This is a genomic window from Cycloclasticus pugetii PS-1, assembly GCF_000384415.1.
GTDB classification, from domain to species: domain Bacteria; phylum Pseudomonadota; class Gammaproteobacteria; order Methylococcales; family Cycloclasticaceae; genus Cycloclasticus; species Cycloclasticus pugetii.
Genome location: NZ_ARVU01000001.1, coordinates 924,178 through 947,185, shown reverse-complemented (window position 1 = coordinate 947,185; position 23,008 = coordinate 924,178). Strand labels below are relative to the sequence as shown.

Sequence of the window (23,008 nt, the reverse complement as noted above, 5' to 3'; positions counted from 1 at the left end):
CTCATTAAAGCCTTTTAATTAAAAACGCTTTACTACCAAAAAAACGCCAGTCGCCATAAATAACAAGCCTACCAAACGCTGCATAGTAATTGAATACTGAAGTGAGCTTAATAAACCAAAATGATCAATCACAGTCATTGAAATAAGCTGACCTAACAACACAAAACACACAGCATTACCAATGCCAAATTTAGGGCCTATATAGGTAATCCCTAATGTGTAAAAAATAATAAATACACCGCCCAAATAATACTGTATTGGTATTGATGCATCAGGTAACCCACTAGGTAAGCCTTCTACAACAAACAAATAAACACCTGCAATCACAAAACCAACTACAAATAATATAACCGCTGCTAACGCTGGGCTTTGTAACCTTGCGCCTAAACCGCCACTTAGCGCACCCATGATAGGAATGCCTACCCCCGCCAAAAACATCACTGCAGCGTAGATAAAATTTTGACCAACTATATTCACTTCTTATTCCCCTTTATTATATTTATTGATACTGATAGTAATGTGCACCACGATCCCTGTTCACTAGGGTATGGCTAAAAACAATGAGGCTCCTGGGCCTAATGGAATACCCAACATTAACCATAGACTTAACAATAACCCCCAACTTAATAAAAAGGCTACTGAGTAAGGTAGCATCAGCGTCATGATTGTCCCCACACCAACCTTATCATCATAGCGTTTCATAAAAGCAAACACTAAAGCAAAATAAGGCATCAATGGTGTAATGATATTAGTAGAGCTATCCCCAACACGGTAAGCCGCCTGTACAACCTCTGGTGCCACTCCCATCAACATAAACATCGGAATAAAAACAGGGGCCATGATGGCCCATTTAGCTGATGCGCTACCAATAAATAAATTTGCAAATGTGCAAAAAAAGATAAAACCTAACATTAATGGAACAGCACCCAACCCACTATTTTTTAATGTATCAGCACCATTAATGGCAAGAATTAACCCCAGATTAGTCCAATTAAAATAATTAACAAATTGGGCTGCAAAAAACATCAAAACGATGTAAGTAGCCATTATTTCCATGCTTTTTTCCATGCTCTTAATCACATCGACATGGGTTTTAAAACAGCCAGACAATTTGCCATATGTTATCCCCATAAGAGCGGCACTTAAAGCAATTAAGGCAATCAGACCAGACATAAATGGTGACTTAATAATACCGCCTGTTACAGGGTCTCTTAACAACCCTTGATCAGGGATTAGCCCCCATAAAATACCCACGACAATAACCAGCCCAACTACAAAGGCCCCTTTTAAACCTTTTTGTTCTTCGCTTGTTAACACCGTTTTTAAATCACCTTGTTCTGCACCACGGTATTCGCCTAACATCGGGCTAATAAAACGCTCGGTTACCCACGTCGCCACTACAGAGATCAGCAGCGTAGAAACAACGATAAAATAGTAGTTTGCAGTAGCGGTTACGTCATAATTCGAGTCGATCAAGCGCGCAGCTTCTGTGCTTATACCACCGAGAATAGCATCGAATGGGCCAACTAATAAGTTCGCACTAAATCCCCCAGAAACACCAGCAAAGCAGGCCGCAATGCCCGCTAATGGGTGCCGTCCTGCGGCTAAAAATATAACGCCCGCCATTGGTATCATCACTACATAACCAGAGTCCACTGCAATACTAGATAGCACCCCCGCCAACACAACAATAAACGTTAAAAACTTTGTCGGCGCCTTCATCACCATTAAACGCAAAGCGGTTTGAATTAAACCCGATCGTTCGGCGATACCTAATCCAAGCATTGCGACTAATACAGGACCAACGGGGGCAAAAGTCATAAAATTTGAAACCATTTTGCCCAGTATTTGATGCAAACCAGCCGCATTAAACAGGTTTACTACGCTAATTTGTTCACCGTTAACAGGGTGTATAGCCGACAAACCAAGATAATGGCCTATCCATGACACCCCTATCACTAAAAAACATAAGTAAATAAACAACATCGTTGGGTGAGGTAAGGTATTACCCCACGCCTCAACTCTACGTAACAATCGTTGCGATAATCGGCGTTTAGCTTGTTGCATAGCTGCTCGTTATTTTAATGATGATAATCCTAGTATTCATTTATAAAAACCAGGTTCGCCCTTAGGCCGAGTTTTAAAGCGCTTATGCATCCATAAATAGTCTGCCGGATGTAAACGTATTTTTTCTTCTAACCAATCCGTCCAGCGCTGCGTATCCGCCACATCATCACCCGTTGGGTAATTCTCTAAAACAGGCTCAAACTCAATTACAGAACCTTTTTCACCATCTCGATATGCGCTAAGTAACATCACTTGCGCATTCGTCTGTTGGGCATATTGTGGAATAGTGGTAATCGTCGCTGTTGGAATACCAAAAAAAGAAACGAATGCGCCACGACTGACACCAAAATCTTGGTCTGGTGCAATAAAAACCGTCCCGTTATCAGCCAATTTTTCTAGCATTTTACGAATATCTTTACGATGGAATAAGGTTATCGGGTATTTCCCAGCACCCCGTTGATACAAATTTGCTTCCATTACTGGATTATTCATACGCCTATAAATCACGTCAAAGGGGGCCAAGGTACTCAGTTTACTAATGGCGTGAAAAAGTGGCGTAAAATGCCCAATGACTAACAAAAGAGGTTTATCTGCACGCAACGCCTGTTCTAGATATTCTTCACCAACAACCTTAATGTTAGCGGTCATATCAGCGGGTGGCCGCCAAATTATATTAAACAAATCAAATAACATTAAGGCTGATGACTTGATATTAGCGCGAACAAGTTCCTCTCGATAAGCATCTGTTTCATTAGCAAAACAGCGGTCAATATTTCGTCGAATAGTGCTAATGCGACGATTTTCTTTACTCGCCAGCCTATTCGCAATCCATTTTGACAAGCTAAACTGCCAAGACCTCGGAAGAATAGCCATACATCGGCTCACTCCAACCGCTAACCACGCTAGCCAATATTTAGGATGCAGGTAACTTAATTTAAATTTTTGAGTTGCCATGAGTGACCCTCTTTTTTTATTAAAACTATCAGCCAGTGCGATTTTTTTATTTCATATTAACCATCTGCAATAAAGATTCAAGCGGGCTTTGATCAATATTCCATTGCTCAAATAAACTAAACAACTGCTTAATAGAATCAAACTCTACAGTTTCATTGTCCAACTCTAATAAGAAGTGAGTATGCATATCATCAAGGTTTTTATATGACAAGACACCGCTCAATTGCGCCACCAGCTCAACATTTTTTTCCTCGCTCAACTGCTGAGGTTTACTAAATAATATTTTCATAATCTGACAGTTTTCTGATCATTAAGTCCGGTAAATGGTTTCAATAAGATGATAGCCAAACTTCGTTTTAACGGGGCCATGAACAGTTAACAATGCTTTTTTAAAAACAACATTATCAAATGCTTTTAGCATCTTACCTGGGCTAAACTCACCAAGATCCCCGCCTTTTTTTGCTGAAGGGCACTGTGAGTGCTTTTTAGCTAAATTTGCAAAATCAGCGCCACCAGCCAACTGTTTTTTCAGTCTCTCGGCCTCTTCCTTAGTTTTAACCAATATATGTCGTGCACATGCTTTTGCCATTTATATTTCCTTAACTTTTTCTTTCCAAGTGAGATTGAGGTATGCGCCTATGATAATCAAACCGGCCCCCAATAAGGTATTTAGACTTGGATATTCTTGATAAAAAAGCATACCTAATAACATCGCAAAAACAACTTGTAAGTAACCAAAGCTTGTAGCACGGCCGGCAGATTCAGTGCGCATACTTTTTGTTAGACCTACCTGACCTACTTGGGTTGCAACCCCAATGGCTAGTAGGTAAAACCATTCAATCCCTACTGGTATGACAAAGTCGCCCCATAGCAAAATCAGACTAGCCGGTAAGGAAATTAACGGAAAATACATCACGATCACTAAGGGGTGCTCTGTTTTCCCCAAGGCTCGAACTAAGGTATAGGCAACGGCACTACCAAACGCACCCGCAATAGCAATCATCACTGTGAAAAAATCAAAATCAACCGTAGTTGAAGAGAACAGAACGTCCGGTTGCACTATAATTAATACGCCGAAAAAACTTAAAAAAATACATACCAGCGTGCCAACTCTTAACACCTCTTTTAAAAAAAACAGTGCTAATAACGCAGTAAACATAGGGTGCAGATACTGTAAAACCATTGCTTCGGCTAAGGGCAAATGGGTAATTGCATAAAACACACAAATAAGGGCAGCAAAACCAATTAAGCCGCGTGCCGCCAACAAGCCTTTACGTGTACCCAATACTGCGATTCCTTCTCGCCTTAGCCCTAGGTAACTGATGACCAATGAAATGAGCGAGCGCGCAGCAACTATTTCTAAAACAGGAATCCCGTGATCACCGACTAATTTTACAAACAATGCCATGATGCTGAATGCAAAAGCACTGAGTATCATGTAGCGAATACCTAGAGGGATAGATAGAAAAGCGTTGATGGTTATCTCCGAAGTGCATATGTAAAAAAACTTGAATCCGCATTTTACAGTGTTTAACGCAGTCTTTTCTGATGCTGAGGTATTTATTAAACCTCATTAGATCAAAACTATGTGACACTCACAACTTGACGCTACAATCACCCTTATACTCAAGACATTTCCATTACATTCAAAACAACGACCTCTTTTATGCCCTCTTTACCAACGCTTTATTCATTACGTCAGTGCCCTTATGCGATGCGAGCACGAATGGGTTTATTAATGGCTCAACAAGTCGTTACTTTGCGTGAAGTGAACATGAAAAAAAAGCCCGAAGAGATGCTATCTGTTTCAGCAAAAGCAACCGTTCCCGTACTGGTCTTAAATGATGGCTTAGTCATCGATCAAAGTATCGATATTATGCTTTGGGCCTTAAATAAAAATGACCCTAGTAACTTACTTTATAAGCACCAAGCCAGCATGCTAGAGGATATGCTTAAGTTCATTGAACATAACGATATCACCTTCGTAGACTCACTTAAAAAATATAAAGCGGCCTCTCGATATCACGACAAAGAGAAAAACACTTACCGCGGGCACTGTGAAGAATACGTTAAACAACTTGAGCAGCGACTTAACCGACATGAGTTCATCATGGGCGATAACCCCAGCTTAGTCGACTATGCGATTTTACCCTTTATCAGGCAATTCTCTCGTGTTGAACGGCAATGGTATCTACAAGCGCCTTACCCCGCTCTACAGCGATGGTTAACAGCCCAATACCAACAAGCTGTTTTTACAAAAGCAATGGTCAAGCACGAACCTTGGACAGAAAATCAAGCAACCGTTGTATTCGGTAAGGTTTAAATTTCGCAAACCTCATCAGCGCATTCATATACCTCAACGGTAATATGAGAAAGTTGCTGAAAGCCCGCTAATAGATCTTTATAGTGTTCTGTCGGCTTCGGGTCATGTGTGACCAAAGAAATAATTGCGGCATAATGATTTGCACTGACTTTCCAGATATGAATATCTGAAACACGGTTATCGGCGTCTTTTTCAATGCTGTCTTTAATGGCAAGCCTATATTTCTCATCAACACTGCCATCCAGTAAAATAGGGCTCGTCTGCTTTAATAAGCCATAAGACCAGCGAGTAATAATTACTGCTCCTACTATACCCATCATTGGATCAAGCCAATTAAGACCAAAATACTTGCCAGATAGCAATGCTACAATAGCGAGTAATGATGTTAATGCATCGGCGAGAACATGCATATAAGCCGCTTCTAAATTGTGGTCATGAGCGTGGCCATGATGATGGTCTTCTTTAAGTAAAAAAGCACTAATAAAATTTACCAGAAGGCCAATAACTGCCACACCAATCGCCGCATTAAATTGTATCACTTGAGGATCAATCAAGCGTTGGATAGAGTCAATCACCATCACAAATGCTACAACAGCCAAGGCAACGGCACTGGCAAAACCACCTAGCACACCGACTTTACCAGTACCAAACGTGTAAGCCTTATTTTTTGCATGCCTACGTGCATAACGATAGGCATATATAGTAATTAAAAAGGCTGCTACGTGAGTGGCCATATGCCAGCCATCAGCTAACAACGCCATTGAGCCAAACACAGTACCAGCCACTATTTCTGCGACCATGGTAATAGCGGTCAATATCAACACATATTGTGTGCGCCGTTCTCCACGTTCATTTTTCAACGAGAAATCATGACTGTGTTTTAAATGATCTAACGTGCGTTCGTGCATACAGTCCCTCATATTTTTGACTTAATCAATGGCGTATTAAAACAAAAATCAATGCCAGCCTTAAACCATTAAGACTAGCACCGACCTTCTCATATTTTAAACGTCCTATGTTTTTCAAACCATGACTATTTGTTCCAGCACAACCCGATTAGGTGATGTAACACACAAATCCTATGAAAACACTGCTCTCTTACTCAACCACTGTAACCGACTGCCTTAATTGCTTAGCGGCTGTGACCATATTGCGCAACGCTTGTTGCACTTCCGGCCAAGCACGTGTTTTTAAGCCACAATCTGGGTTCACCCACAGTCTCTCCAACGGAATCCGCCTTGCTGCCTGCTGCATTAAATATTCTATCTGCTCAATTTTTGGAACATTTGGCGAGTGGATATCATACACCCCAGGGCCAATTTCATTTGGGTATTGAAACTGTTCAAAAGCATCTAGTAATTTCATATCTGATCGTGAGGTTTCAAAGGTAATCACATCAGCATCCATGTCACTGACAGAGCTCATGATGTCATTAAAGTTTGAATAACACATGTGGGTATGAATCTGTGTCTCATTTTTCACCCCTGAGGTGGTAATACAAAAAGCCTCAATAGCCCAGTTTAAGTATTCTGACCATTGTTTTTTTCGCAATGGTAAGCCTTCTCGTAACGCCGCTTCATCTATTTGAATAATGCGAATACCTGCTTTTTCTAAATCCAGCACCTCATCTCGTATTGCTAAGGCTATTTGTTGGCATGTAGTCGCACGGTCTTGATCATCTCTAACAAACGACCAATTCAAAATGGTCACCGGCCCAGTCAACATGCCTTTAACCGGTTTATCGGTTAACGATTGTGCATAGTTAGCCCAATTCACTGTCATTTGTTTAGGTCTAGACACATCCCCATAAATAATCGGCGGTTTCACACAACGCGAGCCATATGACTGCACCCAGCCGTTTTGTGTAAAGGCAAAGCCCTGTAGTTGTTCACCAAAATACTCCACCATGTCGTTTCTTTCTGGCTCACCATGCACCAACACATCCAAGCCTAGCGCTTCTTGCTTGGCAATGACATCAGCAATCTCTTGTTGCATGACTGATTGGTAGTCTGCCTGAGAAAGTTCACCCTGTTTGTAACGTCGCCTGTTTGATCTAATATCGGTGGTTTGTGGAAACGAGCCAATGGTCGTCGTTGGGAAATTAGGTAGGCGCAAATGCTGCTGTTGAAGTTTAATCCGCTCGTTAAAATCTAAGCCTCGCTTTAAGCTTAAGCTTTTCACATTCTCTAAACATCGCTGAACGTCTTTATTATGCACCAGCGAAGAATTTTCTCTATTGCTAATGGCTTCCCTATTACGTGAAAACTCATCGCTTGATAAACAGTTATTATCTAACACCGCGGCTTTTACCAACTGTAACTCGGTAAGTTTTTCTGTGGCAAAAGATAACCAAGATTTAATATCATCCGATAATGACGTTTCAAACGCCAAATTAACAGGCACATGCAGTAAAGAGCAAGAAGGTGCCAGCCATAACTCGCCAGCCCAATGTTGTTGAATAGCTTGTGTCACGCTGACTGTCGCGCCCAAATTGTTTTTCCAAACATTTCGGCCATCAATAATACCGACTGACAACACCTTATAACTGGGCAACCAGTCAATCAGTTGTTGGACTTGTTCGGGGCTTCTAATCGCATCGATGTGCAGCCCTGCCACGGGCAAATCGCAAACAAGCTTTAAATTGTCAGCTAACTCGCCAAAGTAGCTTGCCACCAATAACTTTAGATCGCCTCGTTGTAATTTATGGTAGGCCTGTTCAAAGGCTAACTTCCATTGATCAGGCAAATCGAGGACTAAAATAGGCTCATCAATTTGTACCCATTCGACACCCAGATCAGATAAACGATTTAATATCTCACCATAAGCTGCCAGCAGTTGATCGAGCACGTTTAACTTATCGAACTTCTCGCCCTCTGCCTTGCCAAGCCAAAGAAAACTCAGCGGGCCTAAAATAACGGGTTTAACACGATGGCCTAATTGAAGCGCTTCATTTACCTCCTCAAACAACTTTTCAGTGGATAGCTTAAACGACTGCTCGGGCTGAAATTCGGGCACGATATAGTGATAATTCGTATCAAACCATTTAGTCATTTCGCAAGCGCTAACATCACCACCATCAACAGAACGGCCACGCGCCATCCGAAAGTACGTGTCAATATCCACTGCACCACCATCATGCTTAAATCGTTCAGGTATACAGCCTAGTAAGGCGCTCATATCTAGCACATGGTCATACCACGAAAAATCACCCACGGGTATAAGGTCTAAGCCCGAGTCAGCTTGAGTTTGCCAGTTGTTCTTTCTTAATTGTTGGCCATTATTAAACAAATCTTGCGAATCTATCTCTCCTTGCCAATACGACTCTAATGATTTTTTTAACTCTCTTTGCGCGCCAATACGTGGAAAACCTAAATTATGTGTACGAATCATCTTTAACCTCATTATTTTTATGTTGCGAGAAGTATCCAGCAAGCATAGAATTGAATCAATCTCATAATTTTCACCATTAAGTTGAAATAAATTCACCATGATCTTAGAAATTCGACACCTCAGGGCCATTTACACCATTGCCCGCAGTAAAAACCTTAATCAAGCCGCACAAAAGCTTCATCTGACACCATCGGCCTTATCACACCAAATAAAAACAATTGAGAACCACTTTGAAACGACGCTGTTTTTCCGCCAACACAAGCCCCTCGGGCTTACTGATGCGGGGCAACGCTTATTAGATCTAGCTGAGCGAGTATTACCGTTGGTTGAAAACACCGAGCATGAGCTTAAACAAATTGCTAATGGCAAAGCAGGAAGGCTTTTTATTACCATTGAATGTCATGCCTGTTTTGAATGGTTATTACCAACCTTAGAGCAATACCGCAAGCAATGGCCAGACATCCATATTGATATCAAACTCGGTATGAGTTTTAATCCGCTACCGGCGCTGAGTCGTGGTGAAATTGACTTAGTTATTAGTACCGACCCAGTTGATAAACCAGGTCTTTCATTCTTAACGCTGTTTCCGTATCAAGCCTTGTTAGTGATGAATGATCAGCACCCATTGAAAGATAAAGCCTTCATTAACGCAGAAGACTTAGCCGAGCAAACGCTTATTACCTACCCAGTTGAGCGTAGTCGCCTTGATGTATTTAGACACTACCTAGACCCTGCCAATGTAGAACCCGCGCAAGTTCGTCAGGTTGAATTAACCACAATGATGATGCAATTAATTGCCGTTGGCCAAGGGGTGGCTGCCCTACCCGACTGGTTATTGGATGCGCCATCAACAGCACAGTCATTAATTGGAAAACCACTGGGCGCTAAGGGCATGCATGGGATGTTACATGCTGCTTGCCGTGAGCAAGATATTGAAACACCTTACATCAGTGCCTTTATTGAATTAGCACGGGGGTTCAAAAATAAAAAATAACAAGCACTTGTAAATACATTAATTTTACATTATCTTGTTAGCCAATAAATATTTAAGCACTATATATAGTATTTGAGGGGAATCTGGTTAGAATCCAGAACTGTCGCGCAACGGTGTTGTGAATCTTATATTCACTCAGTCCGATTACCTCTATTTTTTGCCAAGCCTCGCGTTAAGGATTGTAATCAGTGATGTATCAGCCCCGTATTGATATCACTTTTTCCCATTGTTGCCTCGAGGTTTGCCTAATAATCAACCTGAGGATTTAACAATGAACGATCTTTCTGTCGCTTTAACAACAGATCATCCAGCAGCTGCGCAAGCTGTCAACTATCAAGTTATTCGCCGCAACGGGCAACTAACCCAATTCGATGTTAATAAAATTTATATTGCCATCAGTAAAGCCTTATTGGCGGTAGAAGGTGAACATACACAACAATCTAGTCATATTCACGATCTTGCCACTCAACTAAGCAGCCAAGTACAACAGGCTATTGTTAGGCATCTATCGATAAGTGACACCATTCATATCGAAAGCATACAAGACCAAGTGGAATTAGCACTGATGCGCGCCGACTTACATAAGGTAGCCCGTGCCTATGTTTTGTATCGTGAACAACGATCCGCTGAACGTTCTGCCGAAGAAACAGCTGAACAATCCAGCTGGCAAATTAGCATCCAGCAAGTTGACCAGTCCCTCCAGCCATTTAACGAAGAATCACTGAGCGACTTAATATCAGAGTGCGCAGAAGGGCTTAATGATATTTCAGTCGAACGAGTAATCAACGAAATTAAAAATAACCTTTTTGATGAAATGCCCGAGTCCGCCTTCCAACAAGCCATTGTTATGGGTGCCAGAGGCTTGATTGACACAGACCCCGACTATAGCCAATTGGCAGCAAGGTTGCTGCTTAATAATTTACGCACCGAGGCATTAAGTTTTACTCACCAACAAACCACCAGCCGAAGCCAAGCTGAGATGCTCGCCGACTATCCTGAGTATTTCAAAGCTTATATCAACAAAGCCGTTTCATTAAACTTATTAGATGAAGAATTATCAAGATTCGACCTAGATAAGCTAGCCGAGGCGCTACAAAGTGAGCGTGATTTTAATTTTAGTTACCTTGGTTTACAAACACTCTACGACCGTTATTTCATTCACACAAAAGACACCCGTTTTGAGTTACCACAAGCCTTTTTTATGCGCGTAGCAATGGGCTTAGCAATTAATGAGGTTGAGCGAGAAGAACGAGCGATTGAGTTTTATCAATTACTCTCATCTTTTGACTTTATGAGTTCGACACCAACCTTATTTAATGCGGGCACACCAAGGCCACAACTGTCCAGCTGCTACCTCACCACCGTTAACGATGATTTGGCCGATATTTACTCATCTTTCAGAGATAACGCCTTACTCTCTAAATATGCCGGTGGGCTAGGCAATGATTGGACGCAAGTTCGTGCCTTAGGCGCTGAGATCAAAGGGACCAATGGCCAATCTCAAGGAGTGATTCCCTTTTTAAAAGTCGCCAATGACACCGCGGTTGCGGTTAATCAAGGCGGCAAACGTAAAGGGGCTGTTTGTGCCTACCTTGAAACATGGCATATTGATATTGAAGCCTTTTTAGAGCTTCGAAAAAACACCGGTGATGAGCGCCGCCGAACCCACGATATGAATACCGCCAACTGGATCCCTGATCTATTTATGCAACGCGTTATCGAACAAGATGATTGGACTCTTTTTTCACCCGACGAAGTGCCCCACCTTCATGCCTTAACTGGTGAAGCCTTTAAAAAGGCGTACCAGCTGTGCGAGCAGAAAGCTCAGCAAGGCGAGATAAAATTACATAAAACCATCAAAGCAGTAGATCTTTGGCGAAAAATGCTGGGCATGTTATTTGAAACCGGTCACCCTTGGATTACCTTTAAAGACCCTTGTAACATTCGCTATACCAATCAGCATGTCGGTGTTGTTAACAGCTCGAATCTTTGTACCGAAATCACCTTACATACCAGTGAGCAAGAAATTGCTGTTTGCAATTTGGGTTCTATCAATCTACCCGCCCATCTACAGGGTAACGAACTGGATCTTGTACATTTAGAAAAAACAATTACCACCGCCATGCGAATGCTCGATAACGTGATTGATTACAATTATTACAGTGTCCCGCAAGCGCGCAACTCAAACTTAAAGCATCGCCCAGTTGGCCTGGGCATAATGGGCTTTCAAGACAGTTTACAACAATTAAAAATACCCTACAGCAGTGAACAAGCGGTTGAGTTTGCTGATAAATCAATGGAGTTAATCAGCTATTACGCCATTAGCGCCTCCTGTAAGTTAGCCGCTGAACGGGGTTCCTACCCTAGTTTCAAAGGCTCTTTATGGAGCAAAGGCATTTTACCGATTGACTCATTAAAAACGCTGGCTGAGCTGCGTGGCCAGTATTTACAAGTTGACCAAAGTCAAACCCTAGACTGGGACAGCTTACGCCAGCAAGTAATGAACACAGGTATGCGAAATAGTAACTGTTTGGCGATTGCACCAACGGCCACGATCTCAAATATTTGCGGCGTTTCGCAATCTATCGAGCCAACCTATCAAAACATGTTTGTTAAATCTAATCTGTCTGGTGAGTTTACTGTTATCAATACTCATTTGGTGGCTGATCTCAAAGAGCTTGGCCTGTGGGATGAGGTCATGATTAATGACTTAAAGTACTACGACGGTTCTGTGCAACACATTGAACGTGTACCTGAAGCACTTAAAGCCCTTTATGCCACAGCATTTGAAATAGATTCGCGCTGGCTCATTGAAGCGGCTGGGCGGCGACAAAAATGGCTTGATCAATCACAAAGTCTCAACCTTTATATGGCTGAAGCATCAGGCCAAAAACTCGATAGTCTCTACATGCTCGCTTGGGCAAGAGGCCTAAAGTGTACCTATTATTTGCGCTCCATAGGGGCGACCCATATGGAACAAAATGATAATCATAACGACGCGACGTCCGAACAAGCACCGCAGGTCTGCTCTATCTTAGACCCTGATTGTGATGCCTGCCAGTAGGCCATCACCTAACATGTAAATTAAGAGGAATTATGATGCTAAATTGGAATGATCCATTTGCGAAAAACTCAAGCAAAGAAAACACATCAAGCAACAAACCCACTGTCAACCAAGCGCAAGCTGCTACGTCTTCACGGCCAGCTAACTCGCCAATTAACCCAGAAGATAAACGGGTAATTAATGGCATGGCTGACATTAACCAACTGGCCCCCTTTAAATATCACTGGGCATGGAATTACTTTATCAATGCGAATAAAAATCATTGGACACCGTTAGATGTCAATATGACTCAAGATATTCATGATTATCAACATAAACTAACGCCCGAAGAGCGCCATGTTTATGAAAATGTTTTAGCTTACCTGACCACCTCGGACATTCTCGCCATGAGAAATATCGGATTGGCGGTGATGGAAAAGATGAGTGCGCCCGAGCTACAAATTTATCAGGCTCGACAAGTGTATGAAGAAGCTATGCACACATGGACCTACCAACATTGCATAGAAACCATTGGGCTTGACCAATCGGAGATTTACAACCGCTATCGCGTTGTGCCGCAAATACATCATAAAATTCAATTGTGTAATCAACGGCTGGGCTCAATTATGCGCCCCGACATTGATTTAACGAATAAAGATGAACTGCAAAACTTTGTCATGGCGTATTTCTTTTTTGCTGCCATTTTTGAAGGAACTTGGTTTTATAACGGCTTTAGCCCCATTTTTGCCTTACAACGGCGTGGTTTAATGAAGGGAACTGCCGAGCAACTTCAATATATTATGCGCGATGAAGTCATGCACTGCTCTTTTGGTCTGCGCGTTATCAAACAAATTTTAATTGAAGAAAATATCCAGTTAGACCCACAGGCAGTACAAGCACTTTGGGAGGAAGCTGAAGCCGCCGAGCTTGACTATGCCAACTACCTGCTAGAGAAGCCCATTTTAGGCTACAACAAAGCTGACCATATTGAGCAGTTTCGCTTTATTGCCAACCGACGCTCACGCACCTTAGCATTAAAAGAGCCCTTTCCAGGCGCAAAAAACACCCTAGCATGGTTAGATGAGCAAGCTAATTTGCGTAAAGAAAAAAACTTCTTTGAAACACGCGTGACCGAATATCAAACTGGTGGTGCATTAAATTGGTAAATTAAAAATCGTTTTATAAAGGTCTTATCAATAAAAGGTTTGCCGACAATGACAGTTGCGGCAAACCTTCACCCTTAGATAAAAACACACTTGATTGATGCTTTTTATAAACTATGGAGCTGTTTTCTTTTTAGACAAGCCGGCCGTCAATACTTGGCGCATAGCATCTTCTACAGACATATCGATGAGCTGAATATTCTCTTTTGATATATACACAGTAAACCCGCCTATTTGGTAGCTCATGGGTAGATAAACGGCCACTTTATCATCAGGCATATCAACACCAGGAAGCTCACCTGCCTCACTGACCATAAACCCGATTAATTGCATATTATTAATGCTAACCATCACCACTTTTTTAAGCTCTTTTTGCTCGCCTGATGGTGAAAAATAGTGCATAAAGTCGCGAAGTGCGCCATACACTGACTTTATCAATGGAATTCTTTCTAACAGTTTCTCACCAAGTCCAAATACCCACTTAAAGATCCAAGCATTAACCAATAAACCGACACAAAACAAAAAGCAAATACCGACTAACAAACCGATGCCAGGCACGTAATATTGCTCGGGGATAATGAACATAATTAAAGGACTCACCGTTTTTTCTATTGTCGTCACCAGCCAATAAAAAAAGTACAACGTTAACAGTGCAGGAAAAACAGCAACACTGCCTTTCAGTAATATCGTCCATAATTTTTTCATAATTAAATTTTCAGTCAGCGATTGTCGAGTAAACTTGTTGGTCTTTAAGGTAATCAACATTATGTAGTAATTTTTCACTCATGCATACAAACACCATTCGTAACAAAAACCTGAACTTTATGGTTTTCTTTTCACTCGTTTTAGTTCTTGCAGCCTGTGAAAAAGACAATAGAACGGCCCCAAGGGTTATCGGCAAACATCAAACCTTCGATTACCACAGCGACATTAAACCTATTCTTGAAAAGAAATGTATTGCTTGTCATGCTTGTTATGACGCTCCTTGTCAACTAAAAATGCAGTCACCTGATGGTCTTGAGCGTGGAGCAACAAAGCAATCGGTGTACGATGCTACCCGTTTAAATGATGCTAGCCCTACTCGATTATCAATCGATGCTCAAAGTGCAAAAGAATGGCGAGAAAAAGGCTTTTTTTCTGTGTTAGAAAAACGTCTACAACACGGGGGAGAGAATAATAATCAGCCCTTGTTTAAAAACATGATTGATTTAGCCTTACAAAACCCGCTAACACCTAATCAGCCGATCCCAAAAAATATTCAACTTGGCTTAAAACGAGAGAATACCTGCCCTGCTCCCGGAGAGTTTTCTGACTACGCAAAAAACAACCCACATGGAGGAATGCCGCTAGCTGTTGCCGGTCTAAATGAAAACGAGGCACAAACCTTAAGCACTTGGCTGAGTGAGGGCGCTAAAATCGTCACAAAGAACATCGATATTTCACCAGAACATCAGGCAATGATTGTCCAGTGGGAAACTTGGTTAAACAGTAACGATAAACGTACAGCATTGGTAGCACGCTATTTATATGAACACCTTTTCTTAGGCCATTTATATTTCGATCAAGTCAACCAATCTGCCGGTAACTCACCCAACGCAGGCATACAGTTTTATTCACTGGTGAGATCTTATACTCCCAGCGGTCAAAAAATTATGCCTGTTAATACAGCAAGACCGTTTGACGATGTAAATCAGGCTTTTTATTATCGTTTAAAAGCTATTGAAGAAACCATTGTGCATAAAACCCATATTCCATATAGGTTTGATCAACAACGCTTAAAACACTTTAAACAATTATTCATGACTCCTGGGTGGTCTGTCGACAAACTTCCCGGCTATTCTTATTTAGAAAGGTCAAACCCTTTTATCACTTATCAGGCTATTCCAGCAAAAGCCCGTTACCGTTTTCTACTAGATAACGCCGAATTTTTTATACGCAACTTTATTCGCGGCCCAGTCTGCCGAGGGCAAATAGCAACCAATGTTATCCGTGACCAATTTTGGGTTATGTTTGAAAACCCAAAACATGAGGTCTACACCAATAACCCTGATTACCAACATGCAATGAATCCTTACTTAGGGCTGCCAGGTGAAAAAACATCCTTACTGGATTTTGGTAGCCAATGGATGAAATATGAGACCAAACGAAACCAATATATAGGTCAGCGTCAACTCACCTATCAAAAAACATTTCCACAAGGTGCAACCAAGGAACATATATGGAATGGGGAACAGGTCAATGACAATGCTTTCCTTACCGTGTTTCGCCACCACGATAACGCTTCTGTTACAAAGGGATGGAAGGGAGAATTACCATTAACCACGTGGCTAATGGATTACCCCTTACTCGAAAGAACCTATTATGAATTAGTAGTCAGTTTTAATGTGTTTGGTAGCGCTTCTCATCAAACACAAACTCGGCTCTATTTTGATTTAATTCGTAATAGTTCAGAAGTTAATTTCTTGCGCTTAATGCCTGCTGATTACCGAGAACCACTGTATAAAAAATGGTACCCAACCTTCGCCAATATTAAAACCGAGTTTACCTATCATGATATAGATATAGATTCGCCGGTAGCCATTAACTACGAGACAAAAGAGCCTTACTCAGAATTACTTACGTCACAACTAAATGACTACCCAGCATTAACCAAAGCAAAAGATAGTATTAACCGCTGTGATGCTGAATGTCATGAAGCAGCCAGCCTTAAAAAAGAAACGTTCGAACATCAAGGTACTCAAATAAACCAGTTACTCTCTAAGCTTGCCAGCACCCCTGCTTCGCAATTAAAGGCAATCAACTGGTTACCAGAAATCAGCTTTATTAAAATTGAACAGCTAGACGGTCAGTTTTTGTCTTACAGCATGTTAAAAAACCGTCGTCACAGTAGTGTCTCCTTTATTTTAGGTGAATCTTTAAGGCACCAAGATCAGCAAGATACCTTAGCTATTTTCCCTGAATTAATTGGCAGCTACCCTAACCTAATGTTTGTTATTAGCATCAAGGAGCTAAATGATTTTGTTTTTGCCTTATCTCAAGCAGACACCCCTGAGGCATTTGATGCCGTGATTAATAAATGGGGTATTCGACGCATGAATCCAAATTTCTGGAACGTTTTGCATGATTTCACCACATCACTTAATACTAAGCGGCCATTAGAATCAGGAATATATGACATAAATCGTTATGGGCGATGGTAGGTATGATGAATGCCAACCTAAAAATAGCCTGACACCCTATTTACCTGAAAAATAAACACATGTCATTGTTTTTAAAGAGCACCCAAGCTCACTATCTGCATACCGACAAGCTTCTTAGCCAAAGATAGAAAACTTTAATCTGCTTTAAAGTTTTTCATTTCAAGCCTTGTTATGGTTTAAACCGTAAGTCGAAAAGCACAATATTTTGTGTGTTAGTTTAACTATTAATGGAGTAACAAATGAATACCGATATTTTAAAAGGCAAATGGAAGCAACTCAAAGGTAAGGCGCAACAGCAATGGGGTGAATTAACTGATAAAGACGTAGATATTATTGAAGGCAATACTGAAATACTATCTGGAAAATTGCAAGAACGTTATGGTATTGAAAAAGATGAAGCAGATAGACAAGTTCAGGCCTGGTTTAAGAAATACAACTAACTAATCTAAAGGGTTAAGGTTTCTAACAACTGACCCTTAAAGCTACGCATTAAAGTTTACTTAAAAAAGGAAGCTAATATGTTTAATTGGGCTGTCATATTCTTGATTATAGCTATAGTAGCGGGCGTACTAGGACTTAGCGGTATTGCAGGCACTGCCAGCAATATAGCTTGGATATTATTCGTCGTTGGCATTGTTTTAGCCATTATTTTTATGATTACCGGGCGTAAACCAAAGATATAAATACCTTGGCTAATCATACAATTCGTGAGCCTAAAGGCTAATGAATAAAACTTAGGTGTCACAAAGATTCTAATTTTTGTTAATATCTTTAGTGCACTACCATTATGAAATAAAAAAATATAGGGAGTACGATGAAATTACTACATATGTTTACCATTATTATCACACTTGCATTTGCTATCACGGTGTCAGGTTGTGAGCCAGACGGCCCTGCTGAAAATGCTGGTGAAAAAATCGACAACATGACAGAAGATGCTGCTGAAAGCATCGAAAATGCTGGAGAGAAACTACAAGAGAAAGTTAATTAAAACTGATTTACTCTATCAATAGATAGTGTATTAACCCCACAGTTTTAATTGTTTTTATTTCCAAATACTCTTTAGTATAGGTCTGATCGTTAGGCTTGCTACGGTAAGCCTAACGATCTAGACACACTAAGTACTTATTATTTCCACTCTAAAGTCACTCAACTTCTTCTAGCGCCGCAGTAATAAACCTCTTTTTTGCGTTATAAGCCATCGCTTCATAAAGCGCGTCATTATTGTCAGCTAACGCACTTGTTCCATTATCCTTTCCCACACCTTCTTAAAAGACTTTAACCGGCATACTGATGAAAGGTGTAATATGATCAAGGCTTATCGTTTATGTCATTGGTTCTTAACATCATTGATATCATTAAACGTTAAACAACACCTCACTCAAAAACAAGCAGGCCATCATGAGTTGTTTAGTTTCACGACTACGTTACTACCTAGACATCAGTGAAGATGATGAAAAGCTAGTTTTAGAACTTGAAAAACAAGAGGTTAATTACAAAGCACGTAGAACGCTTAATTTACAACAACAAAAAAACAATTTGTTTATATTAAAACGTGGCTGGCTCTATCGTTATGCTGACTTACAGGACGGCAGACGACAGGTACTACGTGTTCATTACCCTGGTGATATTATCGGGCTTACTGATATTGCCATGTGCGAAACTTTCGGTGACCTTGCAACTGCCACAGACGTTACCTTGTGCCCTTTTCAAAAAAAGCACCTTGATAAGGTCTTTATCCAGTCCCCAAGGTTAACGGCACTCATTTTTAGCTTAGGCATGTTAGAAGAAGCTATTTTACTAGACAGAATAACCATGATAGCCAGGAACAACGCCGTCAACCGCGTGGCAAATTACATGCTTGAGCTATACTCAAGACAAAAAATCCATACCAATAACACGGTATTTACAACCTTCAATATGCCGTTAACTCAAGATGTTATTGCAGACGCATTAGGCTTAACAAATGTCAGTGTCAGCAATGCATTTGCGCAATTAAAACAAGAAAATAAAATCCTTAACCATCGAAAAAAAATAACCATCTTAGATCCGGACAAGCTCAAGAAGGACTTGAATTTTATCGATCGTTTTTTTGAAATTGACACCAGCTGGTTTCCAAACGCATAAAGGGCAGGAAATATAGTGTAATAAGGTTAAGTTAGCAGTGTAGATTCTTTTGTATTCAACGACACATTAATCACATCGTATAACTCTTTAATATCTTCCTTATCTTTTAGAGCAATGACATCATCGGTATTAACTGAGGAGATGGCTTCAGCTTGAACCTTCAACGCCTCCATATGCTCTTTGGTTTGAGATTGTAGAATTAACTTATTCAACATTTGTAATAAACAGATTACAACCGCAATGTCATTTTTACCATGCTGACGAATTTGGTCGAATGATGTATCGACAATCCCTCTAAATGTAAATGGCTTTAACTCTAACCTTAACTGCCCACTATCGTCTAAATGATATTGTGTTGGGAATTGGCGCTGCATTAAAAAAGCAATATTTTCACCCAATTTTTTAATACAGCTAATAGCTGTAAAAGGGTCATTAATGCCTGGCGATAAAGCCCTTACCGCAACCTCTACTAATTGCCGAACAGCAAATTCTGGGTCTTGCTCAGGCGTTCCTTCACTACCGATTAACAAATGAGTATTGATGTCTTTTTCTATCTCTTCAATCTGGTCGCTTGCTAAGCAATGGGCAATAACGCTATTTGTCAGAATAAAATCACCAGGTTTGATGATAAATTTAATAACATAATCATTATCTGTCGCGCATTTGACTAAGTTGTCGGTATCAATTGCTTGTAAATAACCCGATGTCGTTGAATATATATCCTCACCTTTTTGTTCAAACTTTTTAGTTAACTCATCAGGTATATCGAATTGAATCGACTGGCTATTTTTATCAGCCTTATTTGGAAATGTGCAATTCATCTGTGTCACCAATTCGTTATTAACTTCAGTAATAACGGTCTCGGCTTGTATAGCAACAGCAATGTGATGAATAAAAAATACTAATAACAATAAATTGAAAATGAGGATCGTTAACAAGCTCATCATGGAGAAAAATGGCGTTGTTTTATCAAGCTCCATAGAGCCCGTAAATTGCAACATCAAAATACAATAAAGAAAGGTGCCTATAAAACAACCAAGAACTAATTGGTTAAACCTATCTGACATGAAATTTCTTAGTAACCTCGGCCCAAATTGTTGTGAGGCAAGTGTCAACGAGGCAATCGTTATTGAAAAAGAAACACCTGCAACACCGAGTATAGACGTAGCGGAAACACTCAATAAGGTTCTAATATTTGAAGCACTGTTAAAGTATAGATATAACTCAGGCAATTCGATATGCCTGGCATACAGTGTTTTATCTAAATAAACGTTAAGAAAAGCCAGCCCCGCTCCGCTTATTAGCAAGAGTAAAGGGATCACCCAAAAGTTCGAACTTAAAACCTCAAAAAAATGAATAATTCGTGTTTTCATCTCTCGCCACTGTTTATCTTTTTAGTATCGGTTTGTGGTGGAACATAACTCATTAAAATAGCTATATCTTCTGGTTCTATATTTTGATCCCACGGATAAAAATTGACAAAGCCCGCCTTCGTGATTAAACAAATTAATTTTGTAGATTCCGGGTTACTGTTTAAATAATCGTCTAGTGTGTATTCCTCCGTTAGTGGCGTACTTTTAAATGTCCACCCCTCAGCATACGTCTTTTTAAAATACTCATCATCCACCCCATCGATAAACAAACGATCCCCACCGATCGCCTCACTGGGCTTATTAACACTTTCATCGCTTAATTTATCAACATTAGACCAGCGCAGTTCGTACACATTTCGTTTCCCAAGTTCTGGCGCAAAAAGCGAACAGATTAACGTGTTGTAGGCTTCATTGGGTGTTACAGCAACTAATTTGGTAAAGTGCGCAAGCTCTAGAACCTCTTCTGTTCTTTCGGATAAAACCTCACCATAATGAATGGGAATGTTTTGCATCCTAGCAGATTCTAGCTGCGCCCATTGCGTGTCTATTAGCATTACTGGAATGTCATTTTTTTGTAATTCAACTGCTAAACGTGTACTCCAATCGGCGGCTCCGACAATCATAATTCCGTCTGGGTGAATAGATGCTAAATTTAACTTGCGAGCCAGCCAACCAATAGTCAACCCATGTAAGAGCACCGTCATAATAATCAAAGCAAAAACCATGGGAAGTAATAACTCTGCATCCGCATAGCCTATTTTGCTTAACTCTGAGCCAAACAAACCCGCAACTGACGCTGCAACAATGCCACGAGGAGCAATCCAAGCAAGTAACGCCCTTTCTTGTTTACTAATGTCAGTACCTATAGTTGAAAGATAAACAGCAAGCGGCCGGAAAATGAAAATTACCAGCGCTAACACTAACCAACTTTGCCACTGCAGATGCTTTATTATTTCGGGGTCAATATCCGCAGTCAGTACAATAAAAGTAGATGAAACCAATAAAATGGTGACATATTCTTTAAAACGTTTTAGCTCATGTAAAGTCTTTAGGTTTTGGTTAGCCAGCGTAATCCCCAAAATAGTCGTGGCTAATAAGCCCGCTTCACTTTGTACTTTATTGGCCAACGTATATACCAGTAATACCGCAACCAATATTAATGGAGATTTCAGATACTCAGGAACAAGACCTTTACGAAAAGAACGGGCAATAAACAACCCTAAGCTAACACTCAAAACCAGTGAGACAACAAGGCTAATGGCCAACCCAATAAAAACACCCAGCGCAAGCGTTTCATTTTCGGTTCGTACATAATAACCATAAATCAGCACCACCAATAATGCGCCAATCGGGTCATTCACTATACCTTCCCAACGCAATAAAGATGACGGGCCTTTTTTAAGATTAGCTTGTTTCAGCAAAGGCATTATTACCGTCGGCCCAGTGACTATAATAATAGCGCCAAATATTAATGAGACAGGCCAAGAGACACCAATTAAATAGTGAACTGACAAGCTACCAAATGCAAAGGTTAGTAAAACACTCCACGTTATAAGACGATAAATAACACGACTATTCTGCTTTAATTCATGCCAGCGTAGGCTTAAGCCACCTTCAAATAAAATAACCGCAACACTCAACGCGATCATCGGTTGTAATAACTCACCAAAATCCTCACTGGGGTTAAGCCAGCCGGTTACTGGGCCCATAATAAAACCAGCCGCAATAAGTAGAATCAACGCAGGGATTTTTAAACGCCAACCAATCCACTGTAATGCAATGCCAACAATAAGGATCGAGGCTAATAATTCTGCCATATGATGATTCATTAATAAGTAACCTTGTTTATTTATTGAAAGGAGCGTGCCTTAGGTATGATAAATTTTTTATTAACACCGCGTTTAAACCGCAGCCTATCATTTTAAGCTCTCCTTAGCTTGTATGTATAAAGTGCCTAGTCCAAATTCGTCGTAACAACGTTTAACTCTTCACTCAAAGACAACGTCCTATACGAGAATGGAATTTCAATATTAGCGTCATCAAGCACACTTTTATTAAGCGCACCACTTCATCAACGATTGGCTCACCTCTATAAAACTTTTATGCATTTTGCTTTGGCTCAAAATACGCCTAGCAATTATTTTAAATAGCTTTACAAAAAAGTAGGCAATAACAAGAAGAATAATTAATACCAACAACTGAGGAAGTAGCTCAAGACCTGGGTTGAGCATTCCATGCAAAGCTGTTTGTAATACTTTAAGTGCTTCCATTGCTCATATAGTGACGCTTCTTTGTTTCATCCTAAAAACTCGCTTGCCATGATTATCCCTACCGCTTTTTTAATAAAAAAGCTTAATAGATCAGTAACATAACA

The 23,008-nt window shown here is 40.5% G+C and carries 21 protein-coding genes; 9 read left to right on the top strand and 12 right to left on the bottom strand.

Translation table 11 applies throughout. The features are described 5' to 3' along the window. Positions 1 to 18 precede the first annotated feature (18 nt). The 6 genes from CYCPU_RS0104605 to CYCPU_RS0104580 all read right to left on the bottom strand — a co-directional run bounded on the left by CYCPU_RS0104605 (position 19) and on the right by CYCPU_RS0104580 (position 4,468). Entirely contained in the window at positions 19 to 477 is a 459-nt protein-coding gene (locus CYCPU_RS0104605) for a DMT family transporter (RefSeq protein WP_020162061.1), read from the bottom strand. 63 nt (positions 478 to 540) lie between these two features. Further along, positions 541 to 2,067 carry an AbgT family transporter gene (locus CYCPU_RS0104600; protein ID WP_020162060.1) on the bottom strand — a complete coding sequence of 509 codons (1,527 nt, stop codon included), beginning with the start codon at positions 2,065 to 2,067 and terminating at the stop codon, positions 541 to 543. A 36-nt stretch (positions 2,068 to 2,103) separates the two neighbouring features. Then, entirely contained in the window at positions 2,104 to 3,021 is a 918-nt protein-coding gene (locus tag CYCPU_RS0104595; protein WP_020162059.1) for a lysophospholipid acyltransferase family protein, read from the bottom strand. A 46-nt stretch (positions 3,022 to 3,067) separates the two neighbouring features. Next, on the bottom strand, positions 3,068 to 3,310 hold the full coding sequence (locus CYCPU_RS0104590) for a hypothetical protein (RefSeq protein ID WP_015005736.1): 243 nt from the start codon (positions 3,308 to 3,310) through the stop codon (positions 3,068 to 3,070). 21 nt (positions 3,311 to 3,331) lie between these two features. After that, positions 3,332 to 3,610, bottom strand: a complete 279-nt coding sequence (locus tag CYCPU_RS0104585) for a peptidylprolyl isomerase (protein ID WP_016389483.1) — start codon at positions 3,608 to 3,610, stop codon at positions 3,332 to 3,334. Further along, positions 3,611 to 4,468, bottom strand: coding sequence for a DMT family transporter (locus CYCPU_RS0104580; protein WP_269493139.1), 858 nt, complete (start codon positions 4,466 to 4,468; stop codon positions 3,611 to 3,613). A gap of 219 nt (positions 4,469 to 4,687) precedes the next feature. Here CYCPU_RS0104580 and CYCPU_RS0104575 point away from each other — a divergent pair, with 219 nt between their 5' ends. After that, positions 4,688 to 5,344: a glutathione S-transferase gene (locus tag CYCPU_RS0104575; RefSeq protein WP_016389488.1), complete on the top strand. Its 657-nt coding sequence runs from the start codon at positions 4,688 to 4,690 to the stop codon at positions 5,342 to 5,344. Here the strand turns inward: CYCPU_RS0104575 and CYCPU_RS0104570 are convergent. Together CYCPU_RS0104570 and metE are read right to left on the bottom strand one after the other, a co-directional pair. Beyond that, on the bottom strand, positions 5,341 to 6,252 hold the full coding sequence (locus CYCPU_RS0104570) for a cation diffusion facilitator family transporter (protein ID WP_020162057.1): 912 nt from the start codon (positions 6,250 to 6,252) through the stop codon (positions 5,341 to 5,343). The two genes, CYCPU_RS0104575 and CYCPU_RS0104570, sit on opposite strands and share 4 nt — an antisense overlap. A 190-nt stretch (positions 6,253 to 6,442) precedes the next feature. Next, the gene (gene metE, locus CYCPU_RS0104565) at positions 6,443 to 8,734 is read right to left on the bottom strand and encodes a 5-methyltetrahydropteroyltriglutamate--homocysteine S-methyltransferase (RefSeq protein WP_026362594.1); all 2,292 of its coding nucleotides are present in this window, start codon (positions 8,732 to 8,734) and stop codon (positions 6,443 to 6,445) included. A 97-nt stretch (positions 8,735 to 8,831) separates the two neighbouring features. Between metE and CYCPU_RS0104560 the strand changes: the two genes are divergently transcribed. From CYCPU_RS0104560 to CYCPU_RS0104550, 3 genes are all read left to right on the top strand, one after another. Further along, complete coding sequence (locus tag CYCPU_RS0104560) at positions 8,832 to 9,728, top strand: LysR family transcriptional regulator (RefSeq protein ID WP_020162055.1); 897 nt, start codon at positions 8,832 to 8,834, stop codon at positions 9,726 to 9,728. A 271-nt stretch (positions 9,729 to 9,999) separates the two neighbouring features. Next, the gene (locus CYCPU_RS0104555) at positions 10,000 to 12,792 is read left to right on the top strand and encodes a ribonucleoside-diphosphate reductase subunit alpha (protein WP_020162054.1); all 2,793 of its coding nucleotides are present in this window, start codon (positions 10,000 to 10,002) and stop codon (positions 12,790 to 12,792) included. Between the two features lie 35 nt (positions 12,793 to 12,827). Then, positions 12,828 to 13,937: a ribonucleotide-diphosphate reductase subunit beta gene (locus tag CYCPU_RS0104550; protein ID WP_015005728.1), complete on the top strand. Its 1,110-nt coding sequence runs from the start codon at positions 12,828 to 12,830 to the stop codon at positions 13,935 to 13,937. A 111-nt stretch (positions 13,938 to 14,048) separates the two neighbouring features. Here the strand turns inward: CYCPU_RS0104550 and CYCPU_RS0104545 are convergent, their stop codons facing one another. Then, entirely contained in the window at positions 14,049 to 14,717 is a 669-nt protein-coding gene (locus CYCPU_RS0104545) for a DUF502 domain-containing protein (protein ID WP_232228571.1), read from the bottom strand. A gap of 2 nt (positions 14,718 to 14,719) precedes the next feature. Here CYCPU_RS0104545 and CYCPU_RS0104540 point away from each other — a divergent pair, with 2 nt between their 5' ends. The 5 genes from CYCPU_RS0104540 (at position 14,720) to CYCPU_RS0104515 (ending at position 19,261) form a co-directional block, all read left to right on the top strand. Then, complete coding sequence (locus CYCPU_RS0104540; RefSeq protein WP_020162052.1) at positions 14,720 to 17,134, top strand: fatty acid cis/trans isomerase; 2,415 nt, start codon at positions 14,720 to 14,722, stop codon at positions 17,132 to 17,134. A 239-nt stretch (positions 17,135 to 17,373) separates the two neighbouring features. Beyond that, positions 17,374 to 17,574: a CsbD family protein gene (locus CYCPU_RS0104535; protein ID WP_015005725.1), complete on the top strand. Its 201-nt coding sequence runs from the start codon at positions 17,374 to 17,376 to the stop codon at positions 17,572 to 17,574. Between the two features lie 78 nt (positions 17,575 to 17,652). Beyond that, the gene (locus tag CYCPU_RS11900; RefSeq protein WP_016389497.1) at positions 17,653 to 17,817 is read left to right on the top strand and encodes a DUF1328 domain-containing protein; all 165 of its coding nucleotides are present in this window, start codon (positions 17,653 to 17,655) and stop codon (positions 17,815 to 17,817) included. 131 nt (positions 17,818 to 17,948) lie between these two features. Next, positions 17,949 to 18,125: a hypothetical protein gene (locus tag CYCPU_RS12025; RefSeq protein WP_015005723.1), complete on the top strand. Its 177-nt coding sequence runs from the start codon at positions 17,949 to 17,951 to the stop codon at positions 18,123 to 18,125. A 410-nt stretch (positions 18,126 to 18,535) separates the two neighbouring features. After that, complete coding sequence (locus tag CYCPU_RS0104515; protein ID WP_015005722.1) at positions 18,536 to 19,261, top strand: Crp/Fnr family transcriptional regulator; 726 nt, start codon at positions 18,536 to 18,538, stop codon at positions 19,259 to 19,261. Positions 19,262 to 19,287: 26 nt separating this feature from the next. On the opposite strand, the gene CYCPU_RS0104510 is transcribed toward CYCPU_RS0104515, so the two are convergent. The 3 genes from CYCPU_RS0104510 to CYCPU_RS0104500 all read right to left on the bottom strand — a co-directional run bounded on the left by CYCPU_RS0104510 (position 19,288) and on the right by CYCPU_RS0104500 (position 22,904). Then, positions 19,288 to 20,634: a DUF2254 domain-containing protein gene (locus tag CYCPU_RS0104510; RefSeq protein ID WP_020162050.1), complete on the bottom strand. Its 1,347-nt coding sequence runs from the start codon at positions 20,632 to 20,634 to the stop codon at positions 19,288 to 19,290. Next, positions 20,631 to 22,463: a cation:proton antiporter gene (locus tag CYCPU_RS0104505; protein WP_016389500.1), complete on the bottom strand. Its 1,833-nt coding sequence runs from the start codon at positions 22,461 to 22,463 to the stop codon at positions 20,631 to 20,633. The genes CYCPU_RS0104510 and CYCPU_RS0104505 overlap by 4 nt, the downstream gene beginning before the upstream one ends. A gap of 225 nt (positions 22,464 to 22,688) precedes the next feature. Beyond that, positions 22,689 to 22,904 (bottom strand): mechanosensitive ion channel family protein, encoded by a 216-nt coding sequence (locus tag CYCPU_RS0104500; protein ID WP_016389502.1) that lies wholly within the window; start codon positions 22,902 to 22,904, stop codon positions 22,689 to 22,691. Between the last annotated feature and the right edge of the window lie 104 nt (positions 22,905 to 23,008).

Coding starts and splice junctions, on each gene's coding strand:
- CYCPU_RS0104500 (WP_016389502.1), bottom strand. CDS start 22,904: ATGGAAGCACTTAAAGTATTACAAACAGCTTTGCATGGAATGCTCAAC.
- metE (WP_026362594.1), bottom strand. CDS start 8,734: ATGATTCGTACACATAATTTAGGTTTTCCACGTATTGGCGCGCAAAGA.
- CYCPU_RS0104600 (WP_020162060.1), bottom strand. CDS start 2,067: ATGCAACAAGCTAAACGCCGATTATCGCAACGATTGTTACGTAGAGTT.
- CYCPU_RS0104570 (WP_020162057.1), bottom strand. CDS start 6,252: ATGCACGAACGCACGTTAGATCATTTAAAACACAGTCATGATTTCTCG.
- CYCPU_RS12025 (WP_015005723.1), top strand. CDS start 17,949: ATGAAATTACTACATATGTTTACCATTATTATCACACTTGCATTTGCT.
- CYCPU_RS0104550 (WP_015005728.1), top strand. CDS start 12,828: ATGCTAAATTGGAATGATCCATTTGCGAAAAACTCAAGCAAAGAAAAC.
- CYCPU_RS0104585 (WP_016389483.1), bottom strand. CDS start 3,610: ATGGCAAAAGCATGTGCACGACATATATTGGTTAAAACTAAGGAAGAG.
- CYCPU_RS0104575 (WP_016389488.1), top strand. CDS start 4,688: ATGCCCTCTTTACCAACGCTTTATTCATTACGTCAGTGCCCTTATGCG.
- CYCPU_RS0104560 (WP_020162055.1), top strand. CDS start 8,832: ATGATCTTAGAAATTCGACACCTCAGGGCCATTTACACCATTGCCCGC.
- CYCPU_RS0104510 (WP_020162050.1), bottom strand. CDS start 20,634: ATGAAAACACGAATTATTCATTTTTTTGAGGTTTTAAGTTCGAACTTT.
- CYCPU_RS0104555 (WP_020162054.1), top strand. CDS start 10,000: ATGAACGATCTTTCTGTCGCTTTAACAACAGATCATCCAGCAGCTGCG.
- CYCPU_RS0104535 (WP_015005725.1), top strand. CDS start 17,374: ATGAATACCGATATTTTAAAAGGCAAATGGAAGCAACTCAAAGGTAAG.
- CYCPU_RS0104540 (WP_020162052.1), top strand. CDS start 14,720: ATGCATACAAACACCATTCGTAACAAAAACCTGAACTTTATGGTTTTC.
- CYCPU_RS0104505 (WP_016389500.1), bottom strand. CDS start 22,463: ATGAATCATCATATGGCAGAATTATTAGCCTCGATCCTTATTGTTGGC.
- CYCPU_RS0104515 (WP_015005722.1), top strand. CDS start 18,536: ATGAGTTGTTTAGTTTCACGACTACGTTACTACCTAGACATCAGTGAA.
- CYCPU_RS11900 (WP_016389497.1), top strand. CDS start 17,653: ATGTTTAATTGGGCTGTCATATTCTTGATTATAGCTATAGTAGCGGGC.
- CYCPU_RS0104595 (WP_020162059.1), bottom strand. CDS start 3,021: ATGGCAACTCAAAAATTTAAATTAAGTTACCTGCATCCTAAATATTGG.
- CYCPU_RS0104590 (WP_015005736.1), bottom strand. CDS start 3,310: ATGAAAATATTATTTAGTAAACCTCAGCAGTTGAGCGAGGAAAAAAAT.